This is a genomic window from Streptomyces graminilatus, from assembly GCF_001418565.1.
Lineage (GTDB): Bacteria > Actinomycetota > Actinomycetes > Streptomycetales > Streptomycetaceae > Streptomyces > Streptomyces graminilatus.
This window is the reverse complement of the sequence record NZ_LIQQ01000092.1, coordinates 1-11,061: the sequence shown is the minus strand read 5'-3', so window position 1 is coordinate 11,061 and position 11,061 is coordinate 1. Positions and strand designations below refer to the sequence as shown.

The window sequence follows — 11,061 nt, the reverse complement described above, 5'->3', positions numbered from 1 at the left end:
AGGTCGGAGGCCGTGGTCCGGAGGCCGTGGTCCGGATCAAGAACGGCCGCCGAACGCCCGTCCTGACGCCGCAAACCCGAAACCGAGGTGATCCAGACGAAAGGCCCTAATCCCACCAGAAGGACCAGGTCTGCTTGTTGAGGAGTTCGTGTTCGGCGTATGCGCTCAGGGTGTTGTGGGTGCCCTGCGTGAGGTTGTCCGGGCAGAACGCGAAGTGCTCGGCGGCCACCGCCTCGGCCTGGGCGGCGGTCGTCGGCGGGGCCGCCACGGACAGCACCAGTTGGTTGAAGGTGAGCGCCAGGACCCGTATGCCGAAGCGGTCCTCCCAGGAGCGGAGCACCGCGCAGAGGCGGGCCGTGTCGCTCTCGTAGTTCACGGGCCCCGACCAGCCGATGGCGGCCGGGATGTCGGCGGAACGGCGGGCGGGGACGAGCGCCAGGCGCGGTTCCTTGAAGGCGGAGCCGGGGGCGAGGAGCGAATCGGCCAGCCGGGCCGCCGGCGCGTCGGCGTCGGCCTTGGTGTCGCCGTCGGTGCCCAGGGTGGCGGGGGCCAGTCCGGGCCAGGGCTCGTCCTCGGCCGCGTACTCCTCCCAGAACCCGGCGAGGACCTCCTCGGCGTCGTGGTCGCCGGGGTAGGTGGTGTCGGCGGGCATCAACTCCCAGTCCTCCGGCCCGCCTTGGCCGCCGCCCACCTCGATGACCACCGGGACGAGCCCTGCCGGACGGCCCGCGTCCTGCTGCGCGGCCCAGTCGCCGGGGGCGGAGGGAGCGTCGGCGTGCCAGAGGAGGGGCTCGTGCCACGGGCCCCCGTCCGTCGCGTCGACCAGCCTCCCGGCGGGGAGTGCGAGACCGAGCGCCCGGCCGGCCGGGTCGGTCGCGAGAAGGGGCAGCGGGTTCGGAAGAGTCGCCATATCGGTGACTTTAGGTCCGGCCACTGACATCGCGGCAGGGCCCGGGAGGCCTGGGGAGGGGCGGTGGGCAACGGTTCGAGCTCGGTCCGGTGTCGGCACGGACTCGAATGTGCGTGGAACTGGCGTAGAACCGGCAATGGATCGGCCATGGTTCGGGAGCCGGAGGGGGTGCACGGCGTGAACGCCCGGTGTTCCGGGCAATTTTATCGATGATCTTGTGCGGATCTGTCCTGAAATCGACTCATCGGGTTCGTTCAGCGATGCCGCGGTCTGGGCATATTTCTTCCCGTGAACTGCAACGTCAAACGCTATTGACGAGTTCCCGTCGGCGTCCGTAACTTCTGCCTCTGGCCTGATCCGCTCGGTGGGCCGCACAACTTTTCCCTGGGGGGATCCATGAAATATTTCCTCGACGTGCTCAAGAAGTACCTGGTGTTCAGCGGCCGTGCGCGCCGCAAGGAATACTGGATGTTCGCCCTGTTCTCGATCATCATCAGCGTCGTGCTGCAGATCATCGACAGTGTCATTGGCACCAGCATCCTCGGTATCGTGTACAGCCTGGCCGTCCTCCTGCCCAGCCTGGGTGTCGCCGTGCGCCGACTGCACGACACGGGCCGCACGGGCTGGTGGCTCCTGATCGCGATCATCCCGCTCGTCGGTGCCATCACGCTGCTCGTCTTCGCCTGCCTCGACGGCGACCAGGGCGACAACAAGTACGGCCCGAACCCGAAGCTCGCGCCGCAGTACAGCTGACGCTCGCACCGAGGGCATCGTCCCCGTGCCCAGCCGCCCGGTTTGTCCACCGGGCGGCCTTCGGCGTGTCCTGAACCGACCGGCCGGGCTCAGCCCGCGTACACCCTGCCGTTCTTCACGACGTAGTGCTCCGGGTAGGAGCAGCCGATGGACGGCGTGACCAGCAGGCTCACGGTGAGCCGCGCCCGCTCGCTGCTCGACGTCGAGAACTCGCAGACGGCGCCCTTCCCTCCGAGCGGGTACCAGTACCACCCGTCGACATCGCCCACGGTGACCAGGTCGGTCTGCTTCCAGGCGCCGTTCTTCTGCTTGTAGACCTGGAGTTCCACGGTGGCGGCGTACTGGTCCTCCAGCGACCGCTTCGCGGTCAGCGTGTACTTGTAGTCGCTGCCGAGGACGGACGAGGCGATCAGCTTCTTCTGCGGTGCCGCCGCCGCTTTGGCGGTGGTCGAGGTGGCGGCGGTGGACGCCACGGCGCCGGCGGTGCCGAGGGTGGCCACCGTCAGGGCGGCCAGGGCGGCGGTCGTGGCGCGACGGCCGCGGTTGCGGTTGAGGTTGCGGACCAGGTTCATTTGTTCCCCCGTTGGAACGACTTGTACCGAAAGGTCAGTTTGATTCCTGCGGGGCTTAAGACGCGTCTCGCCGATCCGGGGTTCCGGGGTTTCAGCAAGATTCCCGCGAAAAACGGCGGAAGTCGGGCGCCCGTTCGTCCTGGGGTGCCCGGTTCCCCGGGCGGCCTTGAGGCCATCCGGGGCCTCCTGGAAATCTGTACAGGTTCGTTTGGCGAATTGTATAGTTTTTCCATGTCGATCCTCCGCGAGAACCCGACCGTGCTCTCCGTCACCGAAGCCACGGGTAAAGGAGTCGCCGGGCTGGTCAAGGCGGCCGAGGCCGGTGAGGACATCATGGTCGAGCGGCATCACAAGCCGGTGGCCGCCGTGATCGGTGTGGAGCGGCTGCGCAGGCTGGAAGAACTGGAGGAAGACCTTCTGGACGGGCTTCTGGTGCTGACCCGGGCCGCCACGGACAGTGGTGGCCGTAGCTCGCTCGACGACATGCTGCGCCGCTTCGGGGTGGACCGGGAGGCGGGCCGGAAGGGTCTCGACGCGGAGTTCCCTGAGCGGCACTGAAACCGCCGCGCGGTCAGTCGCGAAGTTGGGTCATCCAGTCCTCCCAGGCGGCAATCGCCTCCTCCAGGCTCATGGCCAGAACCCGCTCCAGGGGAAGGCCCGCCTTGTCGGTCAGTCGGCCGACGAGCCAGTCCGGTACGGGTTCCGGAGGCGGCGGCGCGGGGGTACCTGTGTCGAGGCCGAACCTGTCGAACAGGTCTCGCAGATTCCGGGCGGTCGCAGTGTCGGGCAGGCTTGAGAGTCTGGTCCGGAGTTCGTCGTACACGGCCGCGTTCTCGCGTGGGCCCACGGCCCAGACCTCGGAGACTTCCACGCTGGTCGTGCCGTCGACCTCCTCGACCACGCGCCACACGATGCGCCAGTGCCGGTCGCCGACAACGAGCTTTCGCCAGCCGACGAGGTCGCCGACCAGGGGCCTGCCAGCGTACGGGTCGCTCTCCAGCAGCAGCACCTTCCGCAGGGCGGCACGCGCGATCTGCGGATCCCGGCGGTGCAGAGCCGCCAGGTCGGCTACGGCTGCGTCGGTGAACCGTACGGGGTGACGTGGCGTGTCCGGCATGGTGCCGACGGTATCGGGGAGCTGTCGTTGCCCGCAAATGCCTTGACTGATAAGTACGGTGGGATACGTGACTCACGTGACACATGTCAGATGGCACATGGCATTTGATGATTCTCAGCAGATGGCGACGGAGATGCCTTGACGGATATCACGACGATCGTCGCCGCAGAGGAACTCGGCGTGTCAGTGAACACCTTCAAGAAGCTGATCGCCGCCGGGCTGTTTCCCGAAGTGAACAGGCGCGGCAACCGAACGATGGTTCCGGCAGCCGACGTACGCGCGCTTGCCCGGCGCGACGCCGTCGACCTCGAAGCGCTGGAGGGTGCGGAACTGCCCGTACTCCGGGTGGGGCCCGCCGAACCGACACCGGATGACCCCGAGCGGGCGTGGATCGGGTACGCGGCAGGGCTCGCGCCGGAGGACATGTACGAGGCGCTGCGCGGCTGGTGGCGCTGCGATCCGGAACGGGTGCTGAGCGCGGGCGTGCTGGCGGTGACCGTCGGGCCGTACGTCGTCGCGGTGCTCACCGGGTTCCGGGGCGCCGAGCCGGACGGCGCGGGCCGCTACCGCTTCTCGGCGCGACTGGCCGCGTTCACCAGTGACTTGGTCACGCCTGTACAGGTCGTACGCACGGACGTACCCGGTGCGGCTGAGGCGCGGCGCCTGCTGGGCAGACGCCTCGACTCGGAATCCGGAGGGCCCGTCGCGTATGTGAGGTCTCAGGCGGTGTAGCTCAGCGGGCCGCGTACGCCGTGAACGCCGTCCAGGCCTGCCGGGTGGTGGTGAGGGTGGGGCCGGCTTCGGGGTTCGGGTTCTTGGAGTCGCGGACGTGGATGGTGGACTTCCGCCAGGTGTACGCGACTTCGAGGCACGCGCCGCCCTCGTCGCCGCTGTAGCTCGACTTGAACCACTCAAGTGCGGTGCTCATGCATCTCCTAGCAAACGGTCGAGCAAGCCCCTCGAATCCCGTGGAGACAGGGCCTGTGACCGCAGCATTGCATATTTACGGGCAAGGATGGACACCTCATCCGGGTCGGAAACCCACTGGCTGCCGCGCTGGCTCTCGGTGTAGGCGACGTGCTGGTGGTCGGGTGTCTCCAGGAGGATGAAGGGGCCGTTGAGGCCCGCGTGCGAGGGTGAGGCCAGCGGCAAGAACTGCAGTGTGAGACACGGGAGTTCGGCGCACTCACGCAGATGACAGAGCTGGTCGCGGCGGACCTCCGGGCCGCCCACACCGATGTCCAGGACCGGTTCCCAGACGATGAAGCTCATCGTCGGCGGACACTTGCGTCGGAGGATCTCCTGGCGTGTGATGCGGCCCGCCGTCTTCGCCTGGAGTTCGTCCTCGGGGTACGGCGGTACGCGCTCGCTCAACACCGCGTACGCGTACGCCTCGGTCTGGAGCAGGCCCGGCAGGACCGCGTTGTCGTACCAGGACAGGCTGATGGCCTCGCGCTCGTGGTCCATGTACTCCTCCGCGAACAGGGGGAACTGGTCGATCTCCGGGAGTTCGGCGACCCCGGCAACCAACGCGCCCTTCATGTCGAGGAGTTGGTCGAGTTGTACCGCCAGGTCCGGCATCAGTGTGCGGCGGCCCTGTTCGATCGAGGCGATCGTCTCCTCGTCGATCAGGAGTGCTTCGGCCAGCGAGCGTTGTGTGTAGCCCGCCGCTTTACGGGCCACCTGCAACTGCTTGCCCAGCATCCTCATCGCCGAGTAGTTCTTCTTGCGTGAACTCCGCGAGCGGTTTCCGTGATTCATGCACTCCAACTCCCCACGCCTGACCGGCCCCGACCCTGGATGAACCCGTACAAAAAATCTGTACGGGTTCACGGGGTGATCCACGGTAGTCACTCTGCGCAACTCTCGTACCGTGAATGAGACGACCCAACCCTGCACGCTGCGCGAGAGGTTCTTCCGGCGTGAACGCCGTTCCGTGCCCGCCGCCAGGAGGTTGGCGTACGAGTTCCTGGCCGGCTGGGGGCTTGCCGGTACCGAGCGGGGCGATGACGTGTTGCTGTGCGTGAGTGAGCTGGTCACCAATGCGCTGCTGCACGGCGTACCGCCCGGACGGCAGTTCAAGCTGTTCCTGCGGTACGACGGGCAGGTGCTGCGGGTCGCCGTGCACGACAGCGGGCCGGGGGATCCGTCCATGGCCGAGCAAGTCGACGAGTCCCACGAGGGAGGGCGCGGACTGCTGCTCGTCTCCGCGCTCAGTGACAAGTGGGGAGTCGGGGAGCGTGGTCTCGGCAAGGTGGTGTGGTGCGATTGGGACCTGCCGATCGACGTACTCGTCCCGGTGGCCGGAGAGGCGTTCAGTCCGTCGGCGTCACGATCACGATGACCGTGGCCACGGTCGACCGTGGACGGGTTGTCGGTCCCTACGGATACCGTTGGGGGGAGTGATGGCTTGGGTGGTTCTAGGGGGATGTTGTGGCCGATGGGCCGTTGCTCGCCGACCTGCACTTTGGGCGTGAGGATGCCGAACGGGACGTGACCGAGGGGCTGTTGCTCCGGGGCGGGTTTCTGCCCAACGCCGCGTACCGGGGCGCGCTCAGCGGGCGCAAGATGCTCATCATCGGGCGCAAGGGGTCCGGAAAGAGCGCCATTTGCATGCAGTTGATGGCGGACGGGGAGGGCGGGCACCACGGGGGCAAAGTGCTCGTCACCCCTGACGAGGCCGCAGGGGAGGAGATCCGGCGGTTCGAGTTACAGGGGCTGCCGGGGGACTCGGCCAAGGCGTTGATCTGGCGGTATGTGTTCGCCGTGCACGCGGCCCGATATGTCGTCGACCATGCGAAGGGCGCGCCCGACGGCGGCCACAAGACCGACACCGTGAAGGCGCTGGCGCGGTTCCTCAAGCAGAACGGCGAGGCGGCGGGTGGCGGGGGCCGCCTCGTGGAGCGGCTGGCGCAGGGCGCGCGCGGGTTGCAGACCTCGCTGTCCCTGGAGGCGTTCGGGGTGAAGGCGAACATCGATCTCGCTCAGTCGCCGTCCGAAGGGGCCCGGGCGGCGCGGCAGTTGGAGATCGTGGAGCAAGGCGTGGCACAGGCCTTCGCCGATCTCGGCTGTGACGGTGCCGTCCATCCTCCGCTGCTGCTCATGGTCGACCAGTTGGAGCAGGTGTGGTCCGCCGAACCGGACAGCAACTCCATGGTGATCGGGCTGCTGCTGGCGGCGAAGCACGCGGCGAGTCTGTACGGGCGGTCCGTGCGGTTCCTGCTGTTCCTGCGCGCCGACATCTACGACTCGCTGTCATTCGGGGAGGGCGACAAGTTCCACGGGGACGAGCTCAGGATCGCCTGGACGGAACAGGCGCTGAAGGACCTCGCGTTGGCGCGGGCGCGGGCTTCCGTCGGAGGCGAACTCACCGAGGAACAGTTGTGGAAGGAGCTGTTCCCGCAGACAGTGGGCGGCGAGGAGATCACCGCCCATCTCTTCCGCCGCTGTCTGCCCCGGCCACGCGATGCCATCCAGTTCCTCAACGCCTGTCAGGAGAAGGCCTGGCTGGACCATGAACGGGACCGGATCACCGAGGCGGACGTGGAGCAGGCGGGTCGGCAGTTCTCGGAGTGGAAGCTCAAGGATCTGACCTCGGAGTACCTGGTCGCGCACCCCTTCCTCAAGAACCTCTTCCCGCTCTTCCAGAACACCGGGTACGTCGTCACGCGCGCCGCGCTCGCCCGCCGCTTCGAGGCTGCCAGTCAGACGCTCCATCACGACTTCCCCGCGTACGCCAACGCGTTGACGCTGCCGGGGGTCATCGACGTGCTGTACGGGGTCGGTTTCCTCGGGGTGCGGCGCGGCAACGATGTGGTGTTCGTCGGCGACGACGGACTGCCGGTCCAGCCGCACGAGTCGGAGTTCCAGGTCCACCCCTGCTTCCGGGCCGCCCTGGGTGCCACCACGGCCTTCGACCTGCGGCGCTATGAGCCCCAGTCCGTGGACGCGCGCATTTCGGCAGGCGACTTCAGCTCCGGCGTGTCGGGGTCCTCGTCCCTCAACCGCGACGACCGGCTGCTCATGCTGGTCACTCGCTCCTGCCACTCGATCCTGGCGCAGGTGGGACGCGCGGTAGGACTGACGCGGGATGTGCGGGACGAGATCACGACGCAGATCAACCGTGTTCTGGACGAGACCAATCGCAGATCTCCGGGGTCCGCCGCATCCGCCGGCGCCGACATCGACGAGTACCTCTTCGCCACCGCCCACTACTTCACCGAGCTCGCCGCCCAACTCCGTTTCGCCGGGCTGGAGGAGAACACGGGCATCGGTGATGTCGTGCGCCGCGTGGAGGAGGAGGTACGGCGACTGCGGCGGGCCGCGGGTGGGTCGTTCGGCAGCTCGGGTGACTCGTCGGGCTACTGAAGGCGCCATACTCGTTACCCGTAACGGAGCGCTGGGCCGGACCGTCGTACGACGATGGCAGTCCGCCGACGGGGGAGGGGACCGGTGCAGGGCGTACTGCTTGACGGACGGTTTCGGATCGGAGACCGGCTCGGTGCCGGCGCTATGGGGCAGGTCTGGTCCGCGCAGGACGAGCGGATGCGACGGGACGTCGCGGTCAAGGTCGTGCACCCGCAGGACGGCATGGACGAGGTGGACCAGGCGCGGTTCCAGCGCGAAGTGCAGGCGGCGGGGCGGCTCTCCCACCAGAACATCGTGACCGTGCACGACTGGGGCGAGGTGTCGGTCGACGGGCGCCCGACCCTCTTCCTCGTCATGGAGCTTGTGCACGGCGTGTCCCTCCACCGGCGGCTCAAGGAGTCCACGCCGGCCTGGCCGCTCGCCGTCGGATGGGCCGCGCAGATGGCGGAGGCGCTGCACGCCGCGCACAGCCAGGGCGTCGTCCACCGGGACATCAAGCCGGCCAACGCCATGCTCACGCCGGAAGGGACGGTGAAGGTCCTCGACTTCGGGGTCGCGAAGTTCATGGGGGAGACCATCGGCGCCCGTGCGCTCACCGTCACGGGGGCGCCGGTCGGTTCACCGGCGTACATGTCTCCCGAACAGGCAGACGGCGACAAGAAGATCGATCACCGCAGTGATCTCTACTCCCTGGGGTGCTTCCTCTATCACGCGGTGACCGGCGAGCCGCCGTTCACGAGCACCAACCTGTGGGCGGTGCTGCGCAAGCAGATGGAGGACGCCCCGGAGCCGCCCGCGTCCCGAGTCGAGGGACTCCCGGGCCCCCTGAACGATCTCATCCTGGACCTGCTTGCCAAGAGCCCGGAGGACCGCCCGTCGGACGCCGCCACCGTTTGCGACATCCTGAGCAGACTGCTCGCCGACCACGTCGTCACCGAGCCCGGCGGGAACATCCTGGCCGTCACGCAAGTGGGCCCCAGTCACTCCGTGTCGGGGCGGATTCTGGCGAGGGCGTGGAAGTTGCGTCAGCAGGCGGCCCAACTGGTGTCCAAAGGGACTGCCGAGGCCAACGCCCTGGTAGAGAACGCCCGCAAGGCCGAGGCGCGACGCATGGTGGACGAGCGCAAGAAAGAACTGGAGATCCTCGTTCGCCGCCACGCGGACATCGACGCCGAGATCCAGAAGATCACTGCGGAGGGAGGTCTGTGGACCGAGGAGGACTACTACCTGATCTTCAAGAAGTTGATCGACGGCAACTACCCCACTGTGGACCAGTTCGATGCAGAGGTGAAGGCGATGTACGGCATAACTCTCCTGCCGGGTCAGGCCGGGCGCATCGTCAACCGCTTCATCAACCGCCACACGGCCGAACTCCAGGACGACCACATCGCGTAGGGACCGCCCCGCGCGCTACCGCCGGGCCGGCCCCTTATCGCGACTTGCTCAGAGACGCTCAGGCGTCCGAATCCCCAGCAGACCCATCCCCTGGTGCAGCGTCCTCGCCGTCACATCGCACAGGAACAGACGGTTCTCCACCTGCTCTGCCGTCTCCGCCTTCAGGACCGGGCACTTGTCGTAGAACGTCGTGTACAGCGACGCCAGTTGGTAGAGGTACGCGGCCAGCTTGTGCGGGGCGTACTCCGCCGCCGAGTCCGTCACCGTCTCCGCGAACGCGTCCACGTGCAGGGCCAGCGCCCGTTCCGCCTCGGCCAGTTCGAGCTCCGCGTGCGGCTGCGGGCGTACCTCGCCGGCCTTGCGCAGGATCGACTGGATACGGGCGTACGCGTACTGGAGGTACACGCTCGTGTCGCCGTTCAGCGAGACCATCTGGTCCAGGTCGAACTTGTAGTCCCGGTTCGCCGACGTCGACAGGTCCGCGTACTTCACCGCGCCGATGCCCACCTGGGCACCCCGCTCGGCGACCTCGGCGTCCGAGAGCTGGCCCAGGGTGTCCTTCTCCCGTACGACCGCCGTCGCGCGGTCGACCGCCTCGTCCAGCAGGTCCACCAGCTTTACGGTCTCGCCCTCACGCGTCTTGAACGGCTTGCCGTCCTTGCCGAGGACCGTGCCGAACGCGAGCTGGTACGCCTTGATGTCCTCGTCGTTCAGCCAGCCCGCCCTGCGCGCCGTCTCGAAGACCATCTTGAAGTGGAGCGACTGGCGTGCGTCGACCACGTAGATGAGGCTGTTCGCCTTGAGGCTGAAGACGCGGTCGCGGATCGCCGAGAGGTCGGTGGCCGCGTAGCCGTAACCCCCGTCGGACTTACGGACGATCAGCGGGACCGGGTTGCCCTCCGGGCCCTTGATGTCGTCGAAGAAGACGCACAGGGCGCCCTCCGAACGGACCGCCACACCCGACTCCTCCAGGAGGCGGCACGTCTCGTCCAGCATGTCGTTGTAGCCCGACTCGCCGACGATGTCCGCGTCCCGGATCTCCATGTCCAGCTTCTCGAAGACCGAGAAGAAGTAGATCTTCGACTCGTCCACGAACTTCTGCCAGATGGCGAGGGTGGCGGGATCGCCGGCCTGGAGGTCGACCACCCGCAGACGCGCCCTCGTCTTGAACTCCTCGTCGGAGTCGAACAGTTTGCGGGCCGTCTTGTAGAGGCGGTCGAGGTTCGACATCGCCTCCTCGCCGCTGGCCTCGGTGTCCGCCGCGTTCGCCTTGTGGTCCAGCTCGTGCGGGTGCTCGTCCAGATACTGGATGAGCATGCCGAACTGGGTACCCCAGTCGCCGATGTGGTGCCTGCGGATCACGTTCTCGCCGGTGAACTCCAGGAGTTTGACCACCGCGTCGCCGATCACCGCCGAGCGGAGATGGCCTACGTGCATCTCCTTCGCCACGTTGGGCTGGGCGTAGTCGATGACCGTCGTGCCCGGGTTCGGGACGTACGGCACGCCGAGGCGGCCGGTGTCGTCCGCGTACCGCGCGGCGAGGTTCTCGGTGATCGCCCGGTCCGCGATCGTGATGTTCAGGAAGCCGGGGCCGGAGACCTCGATCTCCTGGATCAGGTCGCCGGACGTCACCTGCGCGACCACCTGCGTGGCCAGCTCGCGCGGGTTGGCCTTCGCCTTCTTCGCCAGCGCGAGGACACCGTTCGCCTGGTAGTCGGCCCTGTCGCTGCGTCGCAGGAGCGGGTCCGCGCCGGCGGCCTCCGGCAGGGTGGCCGAGAGGGCGGACGCGAGATGCTGCTGGACGGAGTCGCTCAAGGACGTGACCGAGGCCATGGGAGTGGGTGCCGTTCTCCTCGTGGGGATGGATATACGCCGCCAGTATCCCACGGGCGGTAAAGCGGTTTTCGGGGATCCGGGGTGACCGGGGGGTATGACCGGGGGGTATG

At 67.6% G+C, this 11,061-nt stretch carries 12 protein-coding genes; 6 read left to right on the top strand and 6 right to left on the bottom strand.

The window, feature by feature from the left end:
• Nucleotides 1-106: 106 nt before the first annotated feature.
• Entirely contained in the window at nt 107-910 is an 804-nt protein-coding gene (locus AOK08_RS09605) for a DUF4253 domain-containing protein (protein ID WP_055525053.1), read from the bottom strand.
• 396 nt (nt 911-1,306) lie between these two features.
• On the opposite strand from AOK08_RS09605, the gene AOK08_RS09600 reads away from it, so the two are divergent.
• Entirely contained in the window at nt 1,307-1,663 is a 357-nt protein-coding gene (locus AOK08_RS09600) for a DUF805 domain-containing protein (RefSeq protein ID WP_055525052.1), read from the top strand.
• Nucleotides 1,664-1,752: 89 nt separating this feature from the next.
• Here the strand turns inward: AOK08_RS09600 and AOK08_RS09595 are convergent, their stop codons facing one another.
• On the bottom strand, nt 1,753-2,235 hold the full coding sequence (locus AOK08_RS09595; RefSeq protein ID WP_055525051.1) for a hypothetical protein: 483 nt from the start codon (nt 2,233-2,235) through the stop codon (nt 1,753-1,755).
• Between the two features lie 231 nt (nt 2,236-2,466).
• On the opposite strand from AOK08_RS09595, the gene AOK08_RS09590 reads away from it, so the two are divergent.
• The gene (locus tag AOK08_RS09590) at nt 2,467-2,793 is read left to right on the top strand and encodes a type II toxin-antitoxin system prevent-host-death family antitoxin (protein ID WP_055525050.1); all 327 of its coding nucleotides are present in this window, start codon (nt 2,467-2,469) and stop codon (nt 2,791-2,793) included.
• Nucleotides 2,794-2,806: 13 nt separating this feature from the next.
• Here AOK08_RS09590 and AOK08_RS09585 read toward each other — a convergent pair whose 3' ends face one another.
• A complete protein-coding gene (locus AOK08_RS09585) occupies nt 2,807-3,352 on the bottom strand; it encodes a type II toxin-antitoxin system RelE/ParE family toxin (protein ID WP_055525049.1) in 546 nt (181 codons plus the stop codon).
• Between the two features lie 138 nt (nt 3,353-3,490).
• Here AOK08_RS09585 and AOK08_RS09580 point away from each other — a divergent pair, with 138 nt between their 5' ends.
• Nucleotides 3,491-4,084, top strand: a complete 594-nt coding sequence (locus tag AOK08_RS09580; protein WP_055525048.1) for a helix-turn-helix domain-containing protein — start codon at nt 3,491-3,493, stop codon at nt 4,082-4,084.
• Between the two features lies 1 nt (nt 4,085).
• Here AOK08_RS09580 and AOK08_RS09575 read toward each other — a convergent pair whose 3' ends face one another.
• Nucleotides 4,086-4,280, bottom strand: coding sequence for a DUF397 domain-containing protein (locus AOK08_RS09575; protein WP_055525047.1), 195 nt, complete (start codon nt 4,278-4,280; stop codon nt 4,086-4,088).
• The gene (locus AOK08_RS09570; RefSeq protein ID WP_055525046.1) at nt 4,277-5,113 is read right to left on the bottom strand and encodes a helix-turn-helix domain-containing protein; all 837 of its coding nucleotides are present in this window, start codon (nt 5,111-5,113) and stop codon (nt 4,277-4,279) included. Before AOK08_RS09570 ends, AOK08_RS09575 begins: the two co-directional genes overlap by 4 nt.
• A gap of 112 nt (nt 5,114-5,225) precedes the next feature.
• Here AOK08_RS09570 and AOK08_RS09565 point away from each other — a divergent pair, with 112 nt between their 5' ends.
• From AOK08_RS09565 to AOK08_RS09555, 3 genes are all read left to right on the top strand, one after another.
• Complete coding sequence (locus AOK08_RS09565; protein ID WP_079053940.1) at nt 5,226-5,696, top strand: ATP-binding protein; 471 nt, start codon at nt 5,226-5,228, stop codon at nt 5,694-5,696.
• Between the two features lie 89 nt (nt 5,697-5,785).
• The gene (locus tag AOK08_RS09560) at nt 5,786-7,720 is read left to right on the top strand and encodes a P-loop ATPase, Sll1717 family (protein ID WP_055525045.1); all 1,935 of its coding nucleotides are present in this window, start codon (nt 5,786-5,788) and stop codon (nt 7,718-7,720) included.
• A 54-nt stretch (nt 7,721-7,774) separates the two neighbouring features.
• On the top strand, nt 7,775-9,115 hold the full coding sequence (locus AOK08_RS09555) for a serine/threonine-protein kinase (RefSeq protein WP_277816014.1): 1,341 nt from the start codon (nt 7,775-7,777) through the stop codon (nt 9,113-9,115).
• Nucleotides 9,116-9,163: 48 nt separating this feature from the next.
• On the opposite strand, the gene argS is transcribed toward AOK08_RS09555, so the two are convergent.
• Entirely contained in the window at nt 9,164-10,948 is a 1,785-nt protein-coding gene (argS, locus tag AOK08_RS09550) for an arginine--tRNA ligase (protein ID WP_055525043.1), read from the bottom strand.
• Nucleotides 10,949-11,061 lie beyond the last annotated feature (113 nt).

Bases quoted from the DNA above. Each gene is read 5' to 3' on its own strand.
- AOK08_RS09605 (WP_055525053.1), bottom strand. From the start codon at position 910: ATGGCGACTCTTCCGAACCCGCTGCCCCTTCTCGCGACCGACCCGGCC.
- AOK08_RS09600 (WP_055525052.1), top strand. From the start codon at position 1,307: ATGAAATATTTCCTCGACGTGCTCAAGAAGTACCTGGTGTTCAGCGGC.
- AOK08_RS09595 (WP_055525051.1), bottom strand. From the start codon at position 2,235: ATGAACCTGGTCCGCAACCTCAACCGCAACCGCGGCCGTCGCGCCACG.
- AOK08_RS09590 (WP_055525050.1), top strand. From the start codon at position 2,467: ATGTCGATCCTCCGCGAGAACCCGACCGTGCTCTCCGTCACCGAAGCC.
- AOK08_RS09585 (WP_055525049.1), bottom strand. From the start codon at position 3,352: ATGCCGGACACGCCACGTCACCCCGTACGGTTCACCGACGCAGCCGTA.
- AOK08_RS09575 (WP_055525047.1), bottom strand. From the start codon at position 4,280: ATGAGCACCGCACTTGAGTGGTTCAAGTCGAGCTACAGCGGCGACGAG.
- AOK08_RS09570 (WP_055525046.1), bottom strand. From the start codon at position 5,113: ATGAATCACGGAAACCGCTCGCGGAGTTCACGCAAGAAGAACTACTCG.
- AOK08_RS09555 (WP_277816014.1), top strand. From the start codon at position 7,775: ATGGCAGTCCGCCGACGGGGGAGGGGACCGGTGCAGGGCGTACTGCTT.
- argS (WP_055525043.1), bottom strand. From the start codon at position 10,948: ATGGCCTCGGTCACGTCCTTGAGCGACTCCGTCCAGCAGCATCTCGCG.